This window comes from Pseudomonadota bacterium (assembly GCA_013285465.1).
Lineage (GTDB): Bacteria > Pseudomonadota > Alphaproteobacteria > Micavibrionales > CSBR16-224 > CSBR16-224.
The window spans coordinates 836,290-857,979 of sequence record CP053449.1 but is presented as its reverse complement, the minus strand read 5'-3'; the positions used below and the strand labels follow the sequence as shown (position 1 = coordinate 857,979).

General features: G+C 54.0%; 11 protein-coding genes. 3 read left to right on the top strand and 8 right to left on the bottom strand.

Going from position 1 to position 21,690, the window contains the following annotated elements; all coding sequences use genetic code 11:
- Position 1: 1 nt before the first annotated feature.
- Genes HND56_04230 through HND56_04215 form a run of 4 tightly spaced genes read right to left on the bottom strand, consistent with a single transcriptional unit; the run spans position 2 to position 7,417 of the window.
- Positions 2-1,114 carry a 3-oxoacyl-ACP synthase gene (locus HND56_04230; GenBank protein QKK04947.1) on the bottom strand — a complete coding sequence of 371 codons (1,113 nt, stop codon included), beginning with the start codon at positions 1,112-1,114 and terminating at the stop codon, positions 2-4.
- On the bottom strand, positions 1,111-3,864 hold the full coding sequence (locus HND56_04225; protein QKK04946.1) for a DUF2339 domain-containing protein: 2,754 nt from the start codon (positions 3,862-3,864) through the stop codon (positions 1,111-1,113). Before HND56_04225 ends, HND56_04230 begins: the two co-directional genes overlap by 4 nt.
- A 2-nt stretch (positions 3,865-3,866) precedes the next feature.
- A complete protein-coding gene (locus HND56_04220; protein QKK04945.1) occupies positions 3,867-6,026 on the bottom strand; it encodes an AMP-binding protein in 2,160 nt (719 codons plus the stop codon).
- Entirely contained in the window at positions 6,023-7,417 is a 1,395-nt protein-coding gene (locus tag HND56_04215; GenBank protein QKK04944.1) for an MFS transporter, read from the bottom strand. The genes HND56_04220 and HND56_04215 overlap by 4 nt, the downstream gene beginning before the upstream one ends.
- A gap of 162 nt (positions 7,418-7,579) precedes the next feature.
- On the opposite strand from HND56_04215, the gene HND56_04210 reads away from it, so the two are divergent.
- Together HND56_04210 and HND56_04205 are read left to right on the top strand one after the other, a co-directional pair.
- The gene (locus HND56_04210; protein QKK04943.1) at positions 7,580-8,173 is read left to right on the top strand and encodes a TetR/AcrR family transcriptional regulator; all 594 of its coding nucleotides are present in this window, start codon (positions 7,580-7,582) and stop codon (positions 8,171-8,173) included.
- A gap of 13 nt (positions 8,174-8,186) precedes the next feature.
- Complete coding sequence (locus HND56_04205; protein QKK06548.1) at positions 8,187-8,939, top strand: alpha/beta fold hydrolase; 753 nt, start codon at positions 8,187-8,189, stop codon at positions 8,937-8,939.
- 6 nt (positions 8,940-8,945) lie between these two features.
- On the opposite strand, the gene pbpC is transcribed toward HND56_04205, so the two are convergent.
- Both pbpC and HND56_04195 read right to left on the bottom strand, forming a co-directional pair.
- Positions 8,946-11,003, bottom strand: coding sequence for a penicillin-binding protein 1C (gene pbpC, locus HND56_04200; GenBank protein QKK04942.1), 2,058 nt, complete (start codon positions 11,001-11,003; stop codon positions 8,946-8,948).
- Positions 10,996-16,281, bottom strand: coding sequence for an alpha-2-macroglobulin family protein (locus HND56_04195; protein QKK04941.1), 5,286 nt, complete (start codon positions 16,279-16,281; stop codon positions 10,996-10,998). The genes pbpC and HND56_04195 overlap by 8 nt, the downstream gene beginning before the upstream one ends.
- 196 nt (positions 16,282-16,477) lie before the next feature.
- On the opposite strand from HND56_04195, the gene HND56_04190 reads away from it, so the two are divergent.
- Positions 16,478-19,360 (top strand): S8 family serine peptidase, encoded by a 2,883-nt coding sequence (locus tag HND56_04190; protein QKK04940.1) that lies wholly within the window; start codon positions 16,478-16,480, stop codon positions 19,358-19,360.
- Here the strand turns inward: HND56_04190 and HND56_04185 are convergent.
- Entirely contained in the window at positions 19,357-20,232 is an 876-nt protein-coding gene (locus tag HND56_04185; GenBank protein ID QKK04939.1) for a hypothetical protein, read from the bottom strand. The genes HND56_04190 and HND56_04185 overlap by 4 nt on opposite strands.
- Before the next feature lie 69 nt (positions 20,233-20,301).
- Positions 20,302-21,588, bottom strand: coding sequence for a hypothetical protein (locus HND56_04180; GenBank protein ID QKK04938.1), 1,287 nt, complete (start codon positions 21,586-21,588; stop codon positions 20,302-20,304).
- Positions 21,589-21,690 lie beyond the last annotated feature (102 nt).

Here is a 21,690-nt window from a genome sequence, read left to right as displayed (position 1 = left end):
TTTAAACAACCTCCAGCATCATAAATCCGTTCAGGCAGCGCCCGCTTTCCGGTACATGGCATAACACCTTCTGACCGGGTTTCAAATTCTTTTCGCGCCACAGTTCTTCCAGAATAACGAAAATCGAGGCCGTGCCGGTATTGCCTTTTTGCGGCAGATTGCTGAACCAGCGCTCCTCGTCAATCATCGCGCCGGTTTTTTCCAGCAGGGCGATGGCTTCCTCTCTGAGCGAATGCGAGGAATAATGACTGCACAGCCATGTGATGTCGTCCGGATCGATTTTCTCAAGATCAATCAGATCAAGATAATGCGAAATCCAGACCGGAATCATTTTCTTGAGCAAATCAAAATCCTGCACCAGCATCAAGCCGCCCTGCGCGGCGGCAAGTTGCGGGCTTTCAAATTCACTCCAGACTTTTCCATCTGCGATGCCTGCCGTCATACAGCTGTCAAAGCGCCCGGCATAGGAACGGATATCAACCCAAAGAATTTTAAAAGACGGACGGTGGGCATTCGGCCTGTTTTCAAGGATGGCTGCCCCTGCCCCGTCGGAGAGGGTAAAGCGCAGAAAATCCGCCTCCAGCGGCACTTCACCGTTTTCAAGATAGGCACGGCTGTTCTCGTAAAAACCGGGACGGAAATAACGGCTGGCAAATTCGCTGCCGCTGACGGCGGCGCATTGATGTTCCTCTGCACGGATTTGCAGCCATGCCGCTTTCAGCGCCATGATCGAAGAGGCGCAGACGCTTTGAAAATTCGCAATCTCGATCGCGTCCAGCCCGAGCTCCGCATGAATATGCGAGGCCAGCCCCGGCACCAGCATATCGCCCAGCGTTGCCGAGGATGCCAGATAGGTAATGTCATCGAGAATATTTTCCGAGCTTTCCACAGCACGGCGCACAGCCGCCGCCGCCATTCCCGCGCTGCTATGTTGCGGTACACCGTTTTTATCCAGCGCGTAATGACGTGTGCGGATTTTATTCTGGCGCAGAACAATGGCACGGTTGCGCGATTTTTTACCGCCAACCAGCCCGAGATAATCTTCCATCTCGCTATTGGGAACAGGCGCACCCGGCAGGAACGCCCCCAGACTGTTCAGATAAACCGCCGTCATTTTTTCTCCTGTTCCGCAGCCAGTTTTTCCGCATCCTGTTTTTGGAAAACAAAGCGCGTATAGAACCAGCTGAGCGCGATCAGGCTGACACCCAATCCGAAGAAGGAGAAGACACGGTACAGCCCCTCCAATGCGGAGGCATCATATAAAAACACCTTACCGACCGTCAGCGTGACAATCGCCAGCGAGGCATAACGCAGCATCGCATTGTTGCGGATAACGCCGACGCCGAGTGCAGCAAAACCTGTCAGCAACCAGACGGCGGAATAGGTATAAATCTCCGCATTACTGGCACCGCCGCCGCTTAAATCAGCACCGTGATAGAAATGGCGCACTTGCAATGTGACGAAAGCAATGCCCAATAGCAGCATGATTTTATTCAGAAATCCTGTTCCGCGCCGGACACCGATCTTCATAATTTCGCGGCGGAAGAACCAGATGGCGAGACCTGCGGCGACATAGTTCAGCCACAGCGTATTAAAGATTTTCGTTCCGAAAATCGACTGATCCGCCCAATAGGGATTCATCACAATCAGATCAAAATAGACCACACGCAGTACCGCAAACCAGCCGACCCAAAGTGCGGCAAGCTTATAAGCACTGCGCTCCCATTTTCCGCCTGCTGCAAGAAACAGGAAGGCAAGTGCGAAGAACAGCATCGTGCCGATACCGCGTTCGGCAAACCCTGCGGTGATCGCCAGAATATCACTGCCGCTATACAGCACCGTCCGCAGTGCGAAATAAGCCGCGGCGGAAAAGATAATCAGGCCGAAGACTTCCAGAAATTTCACGAAACCCGTTTCCGCCTTTTGCGTTTGGCGGTAAAAATATCCGCCCGCTACCAGCAGCAGTCCCGGCAGACCGATCCGCAGTAAAGGCAGTTCGATGTATTTTTTACCATCGGAGAATTCCTGCAGATCCTGCCCCGTCACGCCGAAGACCATCATACCGATGCTCAGCAGTATCAACGGCATGATAGACAACACAAACAGAGCTGTGAGAATTTTGGCCAGACGCGACAATGAAGCCACCGCCAGACGGTTATTCATCCAGAGCAGCGCCAGCACTTCCGCTACCAGCACCAGTCCCCACCATTTCATTTCCAGCACGATACTCGCGCCCAGAGAAATAAAGCCGACAGTTGCCAACGCGTAAACGGCTTGCAATTTTGGCAGTTCCGCATCATCTTCACCCACGATATTCTGCAGTCGTTCCAGCACAAAGACTGCCAGCGTGCCAAGCACCAATGCGCCGCCGCCCCAGACCCATTCCGAGACCGTGCGGGCGGAAATATCCAGATAAAGCAACTTATACCCCGTCCAGAAATAACCGAAAGCGGCGATGGTGAGCATCCGGCTCCAGAACAGTTTTTGCGGCACGCGGAACAGAATGACCGCGCTGAAGCCACAGAACAGCAGTGCGAAAAGCGACAGCAGCGGTGCCAGCATGTCCTGCGGCGGATTGTGCCAATTCAGGAACATCAGCAAACTGAGCCCCAGCGAGACATAGCTTGCGCCTTTATAAAGATGCGGCCGCCCCCATGCCAGAACCAGCGTTCCCGCCGCCAGCAACCAGAACATACCCCATTCCAGTATGCCGTAATCGGCACGATCCAGCACAGCGGCCATCAGCAATGCCGCTCCGCCGAGACCTGCGTAATTGACGATTTTTTCCGGCTGTGCCGCAAAGGAGAAAATGCCTTTTTTCTCTTCCCCGTCTTTTTTCTCCGCTGCGGGAATATTCCATGCCGTCATCACCGACACACCTGCAATCCCTGCCAGGAACAGCGCCAGCCATATACCGTCGCCCGCATGAAACATAAAGGCCATCCAGACAAAGACCCACAAGAAACCTGCACCGACAGCCAGAAGCGACAACAGCCACCAACCCTGACGGCGCATCACAATCATCAGTCCCGTAAAGACAAAGAACAGATAAACAAACAGCCCCGCTGCCGACGCATTGCCGGTGCTAACCAGCGCAGGGGTCGCAAAACCGCCGACAAGGCCGAGCAGCGCAATCGCCGCACCGTATTTCAACGACAGCAGCACCGCCGCCATCGTCACCGCCGCCATGCCGACAAAGCCAAGCAAGGGCGGAATCAAACTATAAAGGCTGGCTGCGGCAAAGATGCTGGCATAGAGTACGATAATCCCCGCACCTGACAGCGATTGCGTGATACGTTCACCATTGGCCAGATCGGGCTTCTTCTCGCGCAGGAAACGCGCGACCCACAGTAGTGCAACACCTGAGACAATCCCCAATATCACGCGTATGCTAGGGCTGAGCAGCCCGTGTTCAATCGAATATTTCACAAAGAAAATACCGGCAAAAGCAATTGCGATACCGCCCATCCAGACAGGCAGTTTTGCGCCGAATTGCTGTTCCCAACCGGCGCGGTCCTGCGCCTTTTTTGGTTCTTCTTTTTTCTTTTCTTTCGCAGGGGCCGGTTTTTCTTCTTCTTTTTTCTCTTCTTTTGCTATGCGTTTTTCCGGCTTGATATCCATTGCCGCAACAGCAGTTTTTTCTGCGGGCTCCGGCAGTTTTTCCACAGGTTTTTCTGCAGGCTTCTCCAGCGCCGCGATCTCCTCCGGCGATAAAGACGCGCCGCTGAGCAGTAAAGCCTTCAAGCGCTGGATTTCTTCGTGCAGTTCTTTGACCGCCTTCGAATTTTTCCACGGCAAAACCAGCGTGGTCCAAAACAGCCATACGGCAAACGCAATTCCGGCGACTCCGAAGATGAATTCCATAGCTACGCTGCCTTTCTGCCTTTTTTATCGGCGACCATATCCTGCAGGGTGACGTAATCGGTTTTACCTGTGCCTAGAACGGGAATTTTGTCCACAACCTTGATCTGGCGCGGCACAGTCAGCTCGGACGCGCCGCGTTTTTTGGCGTGTTTGACAATTTCCGACGGATCGGCATCCGTGCATTCCGTAATCAGCAGTAATGCCTCGCCTTTCTTTTTGTCGGGAATACCCAGAACAGCATGGGCAAAGCCGGGATAGGTTGCCGCGACCAGCGATTCCGCCGCCGTCAGCGACACCATCTCGCCCGCGATTTTTGCAAAGCGTTTGGCACGGCCTTTAATCATCACATAACCTTCATCATCAAAGGCGATGATATCGCCCGTGTCATACCAGCCGTCTTCCAGCGGCTGCAATTTTCCCGGTTTATCCGACAGCAGATAGCCCTTCATAATATTCGGCCCTTTAACGAACAGGCGGCCGCCTTCGTCAATGCCGGGAACATCCTCGGTACGATATTCAATGCCGGGCAACAAACGCCCGACGGTTCCGGCCTTGTTCTGCATCGGCGTATTTGTCGTCAGCACCGGAGAGGTTTCCGTCGCGCCGTAACCTTCCAAAACGCGCACGCCGTATTTTTCCGCATAGATACGGCGGGTTTCATCTTTCAGTTTTTCCGCCCCTGCGAAAATATAGCGCACGGCGTAGAAATCATAAGGATGGGCAAAACGCGCATAACCGGCCAGAAACGTATCGGTGCCGAAAACGATTGTGGAATTGGTATCGTAAACCAGCTCCGGCACGATGCGGTAATGCAGCGGCGACGGGTAAAAGAAAACTTCAATCCCCGACAGCAGCGGCAAAATCGTTCCCGCCGTCAAACCAAAGGAATGGAAGATCGGCAGCGCATTAAAGATTTTATCCGTCGGGCCGAAATCGACACGGGCGGAAAGCTGATAGCGGTTCGCCTGAATATTGACATGGCTGAGCACAACCCCTTTCGGCGCACCTTCCGAGCCGGAGGTGAACAGCACCACCGCCGCATCATCGGGATCAGCCGGACCAATCATTTTATAATACAGACCGGGAAAAAACGCCCCCGCCAGCATGCCGCGCATCTTGTCGACAAAGCCGATCTCTTTGCGCAGATCTTCCAGATAGATGACCTTGATGCCCTTTTTCTCAAGCCCTGCGACCATCTCGGTCAGTTTACCCATTTCAACAAAGCGGCGGGCGGTATAGACATGTTTGATACCTGACGTTTTACAGGCCGAAAGCATGTTCTTTAATCCCGTTGAAAAATTCAGCATTGCCGGAACGCGCCCGAAGGCTTGCAACCCGCAAAACAGTACAATCGTTCCGACCATATTCGGCAGCAGCAATCCGACATATTCGCCGCGTTCCGTCTGTCCTGCAATATGGCGGCCGATGATAAAGCTGCGCTGCATCAAGGCGAGGTAGCCCAGCGGCGCACGCTCCATATCCACCACGACTTTTTTATTGCCGCCATGTGTGTGGCGGGCATCCAGCAGGCTTTGGAACAGCGTTTTGTTGCGGTCGGATGTCTGGAACAGCATTTCGCTCATAATATCGTAAAGCTTGCGCCCCATCACCGCGCGACGGGCGCGGCCAAACACATCATCCGGCACGTCGAAACGGCGCGGTTCCTGAATGCGGATCGTTACCTTCGGAAACCAGCGCAGGCGCACTTTGCCCTTCAAGCGCGACAACGGCGAATATTGTGCACCGTCAATCCGCACCGGCAGCAGCATGGCTTCGGATTTATCGGCGATCATGCCGGGGCCTTCATAGATTTTCATCAATGAGCCTGTCACGGTAATCCGTCCCTCGGGAAAGATAACGCATTTACGGTCCTTTTTAATTTCCGAGATCAGCGCCTTGGTCGCAAAGGGGTTGGTCGGGTCCAGCGCGAAAGTATCGGCCAGTACCAGAAAAGGTTTGATCCACCATTTCTGCGCAATAAAGGTATTGATGGCAAAAAGCGGCTTTTCCGGCAGAAACACCGCCAGCAGCAGCGCATCCAGAAATGACAAATGGTTGGCGACGATCAATACGCGCTCGCCCGCCTTGGCGAAATTATCCGCGCCCTCAACCTCTACATCATAGAGTTTTTCAAGAATATATCTGACGAATTTGCGCATCATGATTTTTTTCTCCTTTTCGCGGATTTCGGCGGGCTGCTTGCGGCTTTACGTTTTTTCGCCAGCGGTGCGGAAATCATTTTTTCTATATCTTCGTTGATGGCGCGGCGTTTTTTCACGATACGCCGTACCAGAAAACCGACGGGAATATTGACAATTCCCACTGTCAGGAAAATATCGACAACGCGCATATTCAGCGACAGCATGCCCATTGCCAGCAGGGAACTGGCCACCATAAACAGCGCGTTGAGAATATTATTCGCCGCGATCGTGCGCGAGCGGTGCGCCTTATCAGCACGGCTTTGCATGATGGCGTAAAGCGGCACGATATAAATACCGCCGAAAATCGAGACCAGCAACATCGCACCCAACACGGCGCAATATTGCGGATTGGACAAAAACGCCGTAATGCCGATCAGCGCATCTTCATCAACAACAGCGCCGGTTTTCGGACTGACCAGCCAAAGCAGTAAAATCGCCGCCGTCATACCGAAGGCACCAAGCGGCACATACAGCCCGCTGACCTCCCCCTTCAAAAGCTTTTCACAAAGCAAAGAGCCAAAGGCGATACCGATGGAAAAAGTTGTCAGGAACAAGGTCACAATCATCTCATTCCCGCCGATGACATCTTTGCCGTAAACGGGAAATTGTGACAGGAATACAAAACCGACCAGCCAGAACCATGAAATGCCGATGATGGATAAGAACACATCCTTATTGCGGGCGGCATGGCGGACAATGCGCCATGTTTCCGTCACGATATTATAGCTGATTTTCAAATCCGGGTCGGCGGCTTTGGCCTCGGGAATGGAGCGGCTGGCAAAATAGCCGACCGCCGCCATTGCCACGATAATGACGGATACCATTTCCACCCCGCCTTCGCGCATAATCAGGATACCGCCGATAATCGTGCCAAGCAGGATGGAGAGAAATGTCCCCGCCTCGACCACGGCATTGCCGCCGATCAGCTCGTCCTCATGCAGATGATCCGGCAGGATACTGTATTTTACAGGGCCGAAAAATGCCGATTGCGTTCCCATCAAAAACAGCACCACCATCAGCAGCGGTACGCTTTGCAGATAGAAACCCAGCGCAGCGACCAGCATCAGACCGATCTCGATTTTTTTCAAGCGGCGGATATAAGCGGATTTTTCATTCGCATCAACAATCTGTCCGGCCAGTGCCGAAAATAGAAAAAACGGCAGCATGAAAATCCCTGCTGCCGCTGTGACCAGAATGCGCGGATCCATTGAGACCTTTTCCGCCGCGTAAAAAGTAATCAGCATCACCAGCGCGTTGCGGAACACATTATCATTGAATGCGCCAAGGAACTGCGCCCAGAAAAGCGGCGCGAATCTTCGCGTCTTTAAAAGCGCGAATTGAGAGTGAGACATTTTGTCTTCCTTTACCGATGTCATCTATCTGTTATCCCGTACGAATCATCGCATTTTTTTGTTTATATTACTACTATAACATAATATTGAACATCGTTCAATATTTTATTGAACATTGTTTAAAAAATATGCTATACTGAAGATATAAACCAGGGAATGGAAATGGCACGCAGAAAAGACCACACACGGGAAGAGCTGAAAGAGATGTCCGTTATTTCGGCACGCAAGATTATCGCAGCACAGGGATTAAGCAATCTGAACATGCGGCGCATCGCAGGCGATATCGGCTATACGGTCGGGACGCTTTATAATGTGTTCGAGGATATGGATGATTTGATGATGCATATCAATGCGGCAACGCTGGATTCGCTTTACGAGGCATTGGAAAAAGACGTGCCGCAAACGGAAAAGAATGCGACCCGCGCTCTGAAAAAAATTGCGAAAACCTATATCCGTTTTGCCACGGAAAATTTCAACCTGTGGAATGTGCTGACAAATTACGAACAGATGACGGAGGAAGACCGCCCTGATTGGTACATGGGAAAAACCGCGCAGCTGTTCCGCATGGTGGAAGCACATCTGGCCCCCGTCTGCAAAACCGCCGCCAAGGCCGAGCGCTCTGCAAAAATTCTCTGGGCCAGCGTACACGGTATTTGCGTATTGGGATTAAACGGACGGTTGGATATAACGGGTGCTGATCCCGTGCAATCCCTGACAGATACATTGATTGAAAATTACATGAAAGGGCTGCAATAACATGTTTAAAAAAATGATTTTCGGGGCGGTGTTTGCAGTCTTGTTTTTTACCGCAACCCCGGTTCGCGCCGCAAATGCTGACGGCGATTATATCGTCTTGCTGCACGGCATTCAGCGCAGTAGCAAATCCATGGAAAAAATGGCCGCACGTTTTACGCAGGCGGGCTATCATGTCATTAATATTGATTATCAATCACAGCAATATACGATTGACCGTCTGGCGGATAATATCTATGCGCAGATCAAACCTTTTACGAAAACCGCTGATTACAAAATTCATTTTGTCGGTCATTCCATGGGCGGGCTTGTCACACGCGCCATCATCAAACGCCACCGCCCTGACAATCTGGGGCGTGTCGTCATGCTGGGAACGCCCAATCAAGGCAGCGAAGTGGCCGATTTCCTTGCCAATAATGTTCTGTTCCAGAATTTTTACGGCCCCGCGGGAATGCAGCTTGTGACCGATCAACGCGGCATCGCCAATCTGCTGGGTCCCATTGATTTCGACCTTGGCGTTATTGCCGGAACACGCAGCATTGACCCGTTCTCCTCCGCCATGCTGCCGGGACAAGATGACGGCAAGGTCACGGTGGAACGCACAAAGCTGAAAGGTATGAAAGACCACATCATCCTTCCGACCACCCATACTTTTATGATGATGAATAACCGCGTCATTGCACAAACGGAGCATTTCTTAAAACACGGTGTTTTTATGCATAGCAGCGATATGACGGGGGTTGCGGAAAAAAGCGTTTTTAACCGCTAGGCACCGTCAGTTTTGCAGCCAGATTTCAACACTGTCATGCGCGCCTGTCGCATCAATGGCGGTGATGCGGTAAGCTCCCGCACCTGCAGGTCGCCATGACAAGCTGCCCGACAGCAGGCTTTGTCCTGCGGGTGCGCCATTGACCAGCCATGTGTAAGGACGTCTGCCCGCATCGGCCTCAAGTGTAACGGGTTTGCTGTTCCCAGCCGATACCACCGCATCTTTCGGCGGGAACAGAATGCGGAAATTTTTTGATTGCCCGATTGCCGCACTAACAGGCGGCGCGGGATAACGCCGCAGCGCCGCAGGCGGTTTTCCGAAACGGCGTTCCTGCAGCAATTCTTCCTCTGCCGCCGGATTAGCGTTCCAAATCAAATCAAAGCCGCGCAGCATCAGCCGCGCCGTATCCAGCCCGATAAAATTATCATGCGGCGCGCCATCCGGTCTGCCGACCCAGGCGGCCACCGTATGGCGTGCGGAAAAGCCAATCGCAACCGCATCGCGGAAGCCGTAGGAGGTTCCTGTTTTAAATGCAATACGGTGCTGTTTCTCTGCAAAACGCTGCGCCAGAAACCCTGACGGATTTTCCACGCCGCGCAGAATTGTCGTCAGCCAGCCGGCGGATTCCGGAGATAGAAATTCCTGTGCTGTCCCCTGCGCCTGTCCTGCATGATAACGCAGCGGCAACGCATCACCGCCGCGCGCAATGGCGGCATAAAGCTGCGCCAGCTGTTCCAGCCGGATGCCTGCCCCGCCCAGCGCAAGCGGCAATGCAGGTGCAGCGTCGCCCGCAGGCATGACAAGCATGCCCCCTGCCCGTGCCAGCAGATCGGCGAAACGCGACGGGCTAATGCCGTCCAGCACCTTTACCGCAGGCACATTCAGGGAAAGTTGCAAAGCTTTGGCAATCGTCACATCACCCGCATAGTCGCGCAGGAAATTGCGCGGCGCATAGCCGCCGAACATCGCCGGAGCGTCATGGATCATCGTGGCGGGATGCACCAGCCTGTCCTGAAAAGCGATACCATAGATAAAAGGTTTCAAAGACGAGCCCGGCGAGCGCACAGCCGCCGCCATATCAACCTGCCCGTCCCGCGCGGTGTTAAAAAATCCGGCACTGCCGACATAGGCGATGACATTGCCGCTGTCATTTTCAACCACCACCAGCGCCGCACTAACCTGCCGCGGCAGTTCGGCCACAAATTTTTGCGTCTCTTGTTCAAGGGCGGATTGCAAATCACGTTGAATAAAGCTGCGGCAAGGGGTCGGGCAGTTTTCCGCTATCAGACGGCGCGCCAGATGTGGCGCAAGAAACGGCATATCTTTTCGTCTTTGCGGCAGCGGATCATCCAGCGACTCTGCCGCCATCTGCTGCGGCAGTACCCGCATCAGCACTTTGTTCCGTGCGGCTTTTGCCCGTGCGGGATAAAGATCGGGGCGCAGTGCCGTTGGTGATTGCGGCAATGCCACCAGCAAAGCGGCTTCCGCCGGTGTCAGATTTGACGGCTCCTTGCCAAAGTACAACATCGTTGCGGCGCGGATGCCTTCGATATTGCCGCCCATCGGTGCCAGTGTCAGATAGATTTGCAATATATCATCTTTACTGAAATGCGCTTCCAGCTGCCATGCCCGCAGCATTTCAATAAATTTCGCGGCGATGCTGCGCGGACGCGGCTCCAGCAATCTGGCCGTCTGCATTGTCAGGGTCGAGCCGCCGGAGACAATATGCCCGTTTTGTACAAGCTGTACCACCGCCCGCGCCAGCGCCAGAAAATCAACGCCGTGATGCGCGGGAAAACGCTTGTCTTCAAAATCCATCAGCTGCGCACGGTAATCCTGTGAGACATCTGCGGTCTTCACAGGCAAGCGCCAGATGCCATCCTCCACCGTGAAGGCACGCAGGATTTTTCCGTCTGCGTCCAGCACGACAGGTGACACATTGTGATAGCGGGATAAATCAGGCGGGGAAGCACGGTCAAGCATGACAGCCGCCCCCGGCAGAGCCGCGCAGAAAATAAAAAACGACAAGCCGCACAGCAGCAGCGCTTTTTTCACGCTACTCATCGGTAATGGTCACCGTTGCTGCCGCGCCGCGTCCATACAGGCCGGGGTGATACATATCCTCGACATACACCGCCGGATGCGCATAAACCCCCGGCGTCACCGCACGCACCAGATAGGCGGCGTGAAATTCCTGCCCGCTACCGCGACGGAAAGAGGCGACATAGCGGTCATCCCGCAGCTCTTTATGTGCCAGCTCTGTCAGATTATCATTTTTGAGCAGCCAGCCGAGTTCATCCGTTCCCGTACCGCCGGCCAGTTCGGCATTTTCCAACTCAAACCCCGCAGGCAGCATATCGACCAGCAAGTTTTCGCCGCTGCGGTTCTGATACTGCCCCAGCTGGCCGTCGATTACGGCGACCAGCAGCGTGTTTTTGGCGACCTTGCCGTCTTCCAGCGCGAGCGAACCGTCCATATTGTAATAGCGGCGCGTCACTTTAAAGCCCTGTTCCTCCTCCGGCAGTGTCGCACGCGGTGCGGCCAGCAGGCTGAGGCGCAGATAGATATTGCTGTCACCCATATTGGTCATTTCGAAAGCGTCAATCCGTGACGCATTCTCGGCGATTTTCACATTATGCGGTTTTTCCGTTTCCACCATCTGCAAAGGCGGTGCGAAAGTGAAGCTGATCTTTTGCGATTTTTCAGCAGGCATGCGCATCGCCGCACGTGTCAGCCATATCTGTTCCTGCGTGCTGAAATATGTCTGTTTATCATAGGCGGCGACCAGCTTGTCGAACAGATCATCCGTCTTCAGTGACAAATCAGGATATTCCGCTGCCAGCGCCAGCAGCACTGCCTTGTTCCGCAGGCGCGAACCGTAATACCAGTAATGATGTGATTTGCGTTCCTCTTCAACGCGGGTCAGCGCCTTTTCAAAAGCGGCTTTCGCGCGGGAGGTTTCGCCGTAACGCGCCAATGCGCCGCCGATCATTGCCAGCGACCAGTTCGGCTGCAGTTTTTCCGCGTTCTGGTCATAGAAATAACGCAGCTGCCCCGCATCGCTTTTCCCCGCCTTCGCCAGCACATAGAAGGCATAGCTTGCTGCGGAAAGCCCTTCCGGCGTGTTATCGGGATTTTGCGTTTTGCGTGTCAGATAGGATAGTGCGCGCTCCAGAACCGAGGCCGGAACATTCAACCCGTTTTCATGCGCCTCCATCAGATATTCCGTTGCATAGGCGCTGAGCCACAGATTGCTGTCATCATGTGCCGTCCAGTAACCGAAGCTGCCGTCACCGCGCATATTATTGATGACGCGCGCAACGGAGGCCGCTGCACGCAGACGCAGCAGATCGGCATCATCCCGCCAGCGCAGATCCCATTTCTTATGCAGCTCATCCATATGCAGCAGCGGCAGCGAAGAACTAACCAGCTGCTCGGTACATCCGTAAGGGTAACGCTGCAAACTATCAACCAGCGCCGTCATGTTCAGCATATTGCGCGGTGCCATCACAGCCGAGGCCGTGATCGTTCCCGGCCAGTAATCCTTTGTCAGGTCGGGGGCGCGCCATGTTCCCTCGGGACCGACTTTTGCCAGCAGGTCATTTGTGCGCAAAATCTGATAGGGACGCACGGAAAAACGCCAGTCTTTTTTTACGGAGAATTGCTCCGGCCCGGACAGCTCCAGTGTGACGGCGGCGATACCTGTTTCCGGCAAAGCCGTCAGCGGCAATGCCATGGTTTTTTCTTCTCCTGCCGCCAGATTGAAAAGCCGGGTCAAAGCCGTATCTTCGAATGTCACGCCTTTGCTGCGCAGTGTCAGGCGGTATTCCCCCGCTGCGCCGTCAAGATTGTGCAGACGCAGATTGAAAGTGGTTTTATCTTCCGGAGCAAGGAAACGCGGCAATGTCGCCTGCACGATCACCGGATCGCGCACAATCAACTGGTCTTCGCCATTGCCTGTTTTCTGCCCCGACCATGCCACGGCCATCAGGCGCAGCTGCCCGTTAAAATCGGGAATATCCAGATCAATATCGGCCTTACCATCCGCGCCGAGTTTTACAATTCCCGAAAACAATGCCGCCGTTTTGATATAAGTTTCGGGACGGAAAGCATCATCCGCTTCGCTGCGTTCGCGCCCGTCACCGCCCGAACGGATTTTTCCAACGCCGCCTTCCGCGCCTTTCAGAAGCTTGCCGTAAATATCATGCAGCATTGCCCCCAGACGGCGCTGCCCGAAATAGAATTTGAACGGGTCGGGTGTTTTGAAATCCGTCAGACGCAACACGCCCTCATCCACTGCGGATATCGTGATATAGGCTTCCTCGCCTTTATCCAGACCTTTCACAAAAACCGGCAGGGCAAAACGCTGCCGCGGCAGGATTTTTTCAGGGATACCGAAAGAGACATCCAGTTTTTTATCCGCCCTGTCAGCGGCGATCCATGCCAGACCGATGGCACGCGTGCCGTCATGCTGTCCCGCCGCATCGGGTGTCGGACGAACAAGACTGACCAGCACATAAGCGCCTGCCCCCCAGTCTTCGGTTACAGGGACGGACACGGTTGCGCCCTTTTCTTCGATTGTCACGTTTTTCGTGAACAGTACCTTATTATTCACAACCGTGATGATTGCCTCACCCGCATAGGGCGGCTTGATGGCGATTTCGGTTTCCGTGCCGGTTTTTGCCGTACCGGTTTTTGCCGCCACCGCCACGGTATCGGGCGTATCCTCCTCGCGGTCGCCCCAATAGCCTTGCAAACGGATGCTTGCCGCCGTGCCTGTTTTGCTGTGCAGGATTTCAAGACGGTGTCCCCACCAGCCGTTCAGCGGTTGCGTCTTGATAATCTGCGGCTTATCCGCCGAGACGGCAATGATATTGCGTTCCTGCTCTTCATCAAAATATTGACGGCGGTAACGCCAGCCGCCGGACGCGTTGTACCAGTTGTAATAGTAATTTTCGCGCACAAGCCTGTATTCCACACCATCCAGCGCGACACGCTCACCCAGCGTATTCAGCGCAATCACTTCAAATTTTTTCGGCGCGTTATAACCGCCGCCGTCTTTGACCTCGCGGATGCCCAGATAAACAGGGCGGTGGCGGAACGGGCGGTCAATAACTGCGGAAACGGCGCGTCCGCCTTTTTCAAAAACGCTGGCGCGGATACGTGCCTTCAGCGGCGCATTCACATCCGCCAAAGCGGCATCACTGATCTCTGCCGTTACTGTGGCCGCGCCTTTTTCATCCGTTTCCGCGGCAGCTAACGTATAGCGTTTCGGCTTATAATCATCCTGCACAAGGCCAAAACTGTAATCCTTGAATTGCGGGAACGGCGTGTCATCTTTCAGCAACACCGCCTCTGCCGCAATTTTTAATCCTGCCGCCGGTGCGCCGTATAAATAATCGCTTTGCAGCGGCAATTCATAGCTCTTACCCTGCATAAAAACATCATCTTTTGCCGTCAGCTCCACAGAGATGCGCGGCGGCACATATTCCTCAACCCGGAATGAGGCCGTCCCCACCGCGGCACCGGACGGATCGACATAGGTGCTGACGCTCCACATCCCCATCCGCGCATTCGGCGGCAAGGGAAGAGACAGCGTTGCACCGCCCAGCGTCGTTTTTGCAAATGTTTTTTGCAGATGCTCTATGCCGTCGGGGCGGAAAAACTTTACCGTCACCGGCAGATCAGGCAGCGCATAACCGTTATCATCGCGCATCACCAGCGACAGCTGCACATCTTCCCCCGGACGATAGACGCCGCGATCCGTATAGACAAAAGCATCCACCGGCCCCGGATAGCTGCGTCCGGAAACGCCGCGGTCGCTGAAATCATAAGCGGACACATCCAGACGGATCAAAGCGAAATCATTCCCCTGCACCGCCGTTGCCAAGAGCGGCTCCAGCCCTGCCTTGCCTTTTGCCAGCGCGCCGTCAAAACGGAATTTGCCGTCCTGATCCGTGACGCCCTTGCCCAGCACCGTATTGTTGCGCGAGATCAATTTCACCGCCGCTCCCGCCAGCGGTTTTGCCGTTTTCAGGGAACGCGCAAAAATATAAAACCCGTTTTCCGCCGTCAAGGTCGTCAGCCCGATATCCGTGACGACAAAAAACTGCCGTGCATCGGCAATACGGCGGTTATCCTTCCGGTATTCCGCTTCCACCGCATAAACGCCGGGAGCGGGATTTTTCAAGACATCCTGTACCGGAAAATATGTCGTGACCGCTTTGTTCGGGATAGAGGCAATATCCATTTCCCCCTCCCAGACCGGTTCGCCGTCAATGCGGAAATACTGATCGAATTTATAGGAATAGAGTTCGCGGTCCAGCGTATTGACATCATGCGGCAAAGCACGTTCCGTCAGCGCCTTGGCAACACGCAATTTGACCTTATCAAGATTGACGGTTTCCACCGGAATGCCGGAGACAACATCACGGGAGAGAATATATTTGCCGCTGCTCATACGAACAACCGGATCGCGGTCACCGAAATTGACGGTCAGCTTGTCATCTGCCGTCATGTTTTTGCCGATGGCCAGCGATGTCGGCAGACCTTTCAAAATCCGTACCGTGTAATCAGCGGCATAGCTCATCCCGCGCAGGCACAGTTTATCTTCCCCCAGCGGAATTGCCGTTATTTTTGCCGATGGCGACACACGGATATAATCTTCATAGGTTACGCCGCGTGCAGGCAGGGGCAGACGAAACTGCAGGCATAGCTGCGCTACGTCGCTTTCTTTCTTTTGTTCGTGATCCAGCAGCTTTTGCGTCAGCAGCACGTCCAGCGCTTTTTGCCGTTCTTTTGCCAATGCGCGCAGCACGATATCGTCACGTTCCGCAACGACGCCTGCGATCTCCGCCTCCAGCGCGAAGAGTTTATAACCGCCTTTGCCTGCCTGCGGGTGGTCATTCACTTCCTTTAAATAATCCAGCAATTCACGATAGACTTTATCCCCTTCCGAGGTTGTTTTTGCCGCAGCGAGTGCGTTAAAGCCGATCAGCACCAGGGTATTTTTCGATGGTTCCCAGAAATACGGCGCACCGGGCAGATATGACTGTGCCTTCCCGCGCTGCCATCCGTAATGGGGGGCATCCATCAATAGCAGCCAGTCCTTGACCGAAGGTGTCTTTTCATTGGCGATCAGCTCATAGCCGTAATCGATCAAACGGGAATGGTTGTAATTTTTCTTGCCTTTGATGCGTGACAATTCCGCACTGATATCCTGACGGATTGTTGCGGTATCCCGCGTCGTATGATGTTCCTGCACCAGCTCCGCGTAATAATTTTTCGCCGCATTGCGGGCGGCATCCATTTCCTGCGCCTGCACGGACCGCGGCAAAAACACCAAACATACCGCGAAAATAAAAAGAAAAACAAGGCGGGGGCAAATACGCATGATCAATTCCCTGAAAATATCAATAAGAATGGCTTCCACAATACGGTATTTTTTATTTTTGCGTAACCCCATTCTATTGCGGGAATGCGGGTTTTTTTCTATGCTGGAAAAGCCTGATATAATTTGCGAACGGAAAAGAGCAGCCATGACATCAAAAAAACTAACAACCGCGATCCTTGCCTGCGGTCTGCTATTGCGCGCCGCCTTGCCATCGGAGGCGGAAGCGCAAACCCTGATTATTACGGGTGACGGCAGTTATTACAGCTCTCCCGTTTCGGAAAAGCTGCCGCAAATAAACAACCCGCAACCCGCCGCAACGCCGCAATATCAGCCCCAGCCCCAACCGCAACCGCAACCGCAACCTCAATATCAACCGCAGCAGCGCCCGCAAATACAGGTGCAGTCACGCCCGCAGCCGAAAATCGACCCGCGCACACAGTGGAACCCCGCCGAAGTGTCGCCGCGCCCCGGATTTCAGGTCTGGGATTATGCGCCGCAACAACCGCTGTCACCGCAGGTAAAACGGCAACTGGCGCAAGCCGCGGCGCAAGGTGACAAAACCCTGCTGGAAGCTGTGAAAGCGCTTAGCTATTATCATCCTGAAATGGCGGAAGCCATCGTTGCCGAAGCGGCCGGATTGACGCAAACCATGGGTATGGGTGCAGCCGTAACAACATCGGCGATTGCCGAAGCCTCCGCCATCGGCAGCAGCGGACTTTACCTCAGCCTTGGCGGTGCCGCGCTGGTTGCCGGCGGTAGTGCCGCGCTGCTGGGTGCGGCAGCCGGCAGCGGTGACAGCACAGGCGGTGCAGCCGCTCCGACCAGCAGCGCCGACCCTGATTTTGCGGTTGATCTGGAATTTGTTTTATCCGGCGGTTTGGGGCAAATCAACGCCGATGCCGCCTATAGCCGCAGTACGGGCTCCGGCGTTATTACCGCCGTTGTTGATAGCGGCATCATGCCGGATCATGCCGATTTTGCCGGGCGCATCGCCGCAGGCAGTGTTGATTATATTGACGGCGGCGGGGTGACAACCGATCTGACGGGCCACGGCTCCCATGTTTCGGGTATTATCGCGGCGACCCGGGACGGGCTTGGCATTCAGGGGGTTGCCTATAATTCGCAAATTCTGCCGCTGCGCGCCTTTGCGGATGAGGACGATCCCGTTGATACGAATGATCTGGCTGATGCCATTAACTATGCCTATCTCACAGGCAATGCCAATATCATTAATAACAGCTGGAATACCGAAGGCATCTTTATTAATGATATCGCCGATCAAACCGCTTTTAATCTGGCTTTCGGCCCGCTATCCACAGCCTTGCAAAATGCCGTCACCGTCGGCGATGCTGCCGTGGTTTTTGCCGCAGGAAATGATGATAACAATCCGGAAGTCGGCTCTATCAGCGGTATGCCGCTTTTATTCCCCGCGCTGGAAGACAACTGGCTGACCGTTGTTGCCGTTGATAATACCAATACGATTGCGCCTTTTAGTAATTATTGCGGCACGGCGCAGGATTTTTGTCTGGCGGCGCCCGGCGTTAATATTATCTCGACCATACCTTATGATACCGCCACGGAAGACCGCGTGCTCGACGGTCTGGCGGCTTTTTCAGGAACATCGATGGCCGCGCCGCATGTATCGGGCGCGCTGGCGCTGCTGCTTGACGAATTCCTCGGTCTGACAGTACCCGAAGCGATTGATATCCTGCTGGCAACGGCGAATGACGGTTTTGCCGGATATGACATCAATATCCACGGTCAGGGCGTTCTTGATCTGGATGCCGCCTTTGTCGCAGTCGGCCCCGTTTCCATCCCTGCCGGTCTCTCTGTCGGCGGTGCCGGATTTGCTGCGGCCTCATCTTCCCTGTCCGGTTCCCCTGTTTTCGGCAGCACTCTGAATGCTGCGCTGGCCGATGCACCGGTCATAACGCTTGATTCCTATAACCGTGCGTTTGCCGGAAATCTCGGACAATATCTGCATGACGGTTATGACAGTTTCAGCGCCAGCCGCTCCTTCCTGAATTTCACTCGCGAGAAAGCGCGCAAGGTCTATCTGGGAGAAGGCACATCACTTGGTTTCCGCACAACGGCGGATACGGAGACATTATTCCGCAATGAAAGCACGGACGCTGCGCCGTCGCTGCGGGATCTGCGCCTGACATCGACGCAAGGCGCCTACGGTTTTACCGCCGGATATAACGCCCCCGCCGCGCAGAGCCTTGACGGTTACAACAGCTATGGCATTGCCGCAGCGGATATGGTGATCGACAGTGCCCTTGGCAACAGCTATTTCAACCTGTTTGCCGATGATGACAATATCAGCTTTGCCGGACGCACATCATGGGGAGTCGGCACGTTCACACTTGGCAGCACTTACGGTGCCGTGACATCTGCGGAAGACAGCGGTGCCGCTTTCGCCTCTGTCGCGGAATACGGGCTGCCGCTTGGTGAAAAGCTGCGTAGCCGTTTTCAAGCTGGTGCGATGACGGAATCGCAAGGTCTGTTCGGACTGGCCGGTACGGGAGCTTTTGCCACGGGACGCGGCACAACGGGTTTTGCCGGTATCGGCTTTGATTATGAACTCAGCTCCGGTCTGCGGCTGATTGCCGATTATCAATATGGTTTATCCTCCATGCGGGGCGCGGAAGGATCCTTGATCGGCGGGTTTGAAAATGTCGCCTCAGACAGTTTCTCCATCGGCGTGACCGGCGCAGATCTGGCCTATAAACATGACCGTTTCGGGTTTTTGTTCAGCCAACCTTTGCGTGTCAGCAGCGGAAGTGCCCATATCACAACCCCCGCCATGCGCGATGCCGCAGGAAATATTCTTCAGAGCGCGCAAAATGCCTCTTTGGCCGCAACGGGGCGTGAGCTGAATTTGCAGACATGGTACGGATTACCCTTAAGCGAGAACGGCGAAGACAGTCGATTGAAAATCGGTGCCGCCTTCCGTCATCAGCCCGGCCATGTCAAACAGGCAGATGCCGAAGCAATCGGCATGTTCCAGCTGTCACATAAATTTTAAAGCTTATGCGTTGCCGCAATCAGGATAACCGCCGAGAGCAGCAGAAAAGCAATCTGCATCGGGCGGACGCGCGCATCAAGGCCGCGGAATTTATAATAAATCATCAGCCAGACGGTCGAGAGCATAAAGATAATCGAGGTAAAAGCCGGATTCGGTGTTTCGCGCAATGACAGGATCACCGCCGGAACGACCGCCGCATTCATAATGCCCATTACCAGACCTGCCTTCATAATGTGACGGTCGGCAATCTCCTTGACGGAGTGGCGCAGTTTTGAGCGGATTGCGGAAATCACACAAACGCCCGTCTGCGTCAGACACCCCCAGAGCAACGCCTGTTCATAGCTTTCGGTAAAGATCATCCCGTATTTGATGACAACGGACATGATCGCCCCGCACACAGCCACGAAAAGCAGCTCTTTAAGCGCATGTTTCAAATCCACACCGTTGCGATACAGGGAAAACTGCGATGCCGTCGCGAGCAGAAAGGCAATCATCACTCCGGTCAGAACTTTCGGATCGGACATTATTTGCACCGTCTCGTCAAAAGCCACCAGCCCCCAGAGTGTGAAGGAAAAGAAAACATGAAACGGGCGGCTGAGCGTTGCCACCGGGCCGCCGTATTTTGCGCTGAGATCAAGAAGTTTGATACTGAGCGTACTGACAAGGAAACAGCCCAAAGCAAGGCTGATATAAAATTCGATATTTTCCGGCCAGCGGGCGATAAACAGAAAAGGCGACAAAATAACGGCGCTGACAAGGCTGCTCCACAAACGAACGCGGACGCCATCGGCCTTGTAATGACTGTTGAGATTGGAGCGGATTGCGTTACCCGCGCTGACATAGAGGGCGAAACCCCACCACGGTATAATCACCGTACACCACCTTGCTTTATTCTTTTTTCAAGGCAGTGTAGACCTCTATCTCACGGCGAACAATGTTTTTTAGCGGCCGGGGCGATGCGTACTGTTACTGCGTCTGTTAAAGCTGTTATGTTTGTTGGCTTTAAAAGCCGCCGTACCGTTTTTACCGGCAGGTGTTTTATGCGCCGTATTGTGCTTGTCCTGTCCGCGGCCGCTATATCTTGTTCCCTTTGTTTGCGATTTGCTTTTTTTCGGCTTTGCGGCACCGTCTTTTTTCACTTCGGATTTCTGCTCTGCCGCAGGTTTCTCTTCCTGCGGTGCGGGCAACTGTTTCAGCTCTTCGCCTGCCAGCAATTGCGGGGCAAATGATGTGCTGGGCCCTTCCAGCAGTTTTTGCCCGTTGCCCGGCAGTTGTTTTTGACCATCCGTGACATCCACCACGATGACTTCACCGGTGATATCTTTCGGTTCACGCCGCTCTTCAGCATAGCGCGAGCTTACAAACAGCTTCTGACCATCCGTATTTTCCGCCACGACAACCTCGCCGGACTTCACGCTTTCCAGAAGCTTATTGTTGAAATCTTCCATTTGCTGCCTTGCAGCAATATCCGGATCCTGCCCTTTTGCAACAACCAGCTCACCGCCGCCCGGCGTTTTCGGGTCGGGCTTATCCGGCTCCGGTTTCGCTGCCGCATCAGCATCGGGCTTTTCGTCATTGCCGAATTTGCTGGCGGGTTTTCCCGTCAGACCGGCTTCGTTCTTTTTATCGGCATCCTTATCCTGATCAATCCCCAGCTTGGACATGTCGTAATTTTCGACTTTCAACCCATGTTCATGCGCCAGCCTTGCCAGATATTCTTTTTGTTCTTCCGTGCCGTGCACATCGACGGATTCCAGACCGGCATCCGCCGCTTTCAACACAGCCGCCAGAGAGGCTTCCTTATCAACCTTTTTCCCGTAATAACCGAAGAAGGCTGTTGATTCATTGCCTTTTTTGATTTGGCTTTCAAAAACCGTGTGTTCCGCACCATCCGCGCCGCTGAATTTATATTCAATGCGGTTTTTCTTTTGGGTCTGTTCGGAGTTTTTCATGCGGTCACGGATAAATTGATCCGCTTTTTCACGCTGGACTTCAAGACGCTTCATGCGCTGCGCCGTTTGCTCAGCCGTTTCCTGCTGTTCGCGCTTTTTCTTTTCTTCTTCACTTTTGGCGTGAGCTTTTTGAATGGCTTCCTGTTCACGGCTTCGCTGCTGCGCTGCTGCGTTTTCAGCCTCTTCTTCTTGGCGGCGCTTTTTATCCTGCGCCTGTGTGTCAGCCGTAATATCCGGTTTTTCTTGTTCTACCGTAGCTGATGCCGAATCCGTCATAACACTTCCCCCTTAAATTCACAGGTCTGACTGCCTTGTACCAAAAGACAGCAACGCCTTTGTTCTCATAACACGCGAATATATTAAGTATACTATAATTGA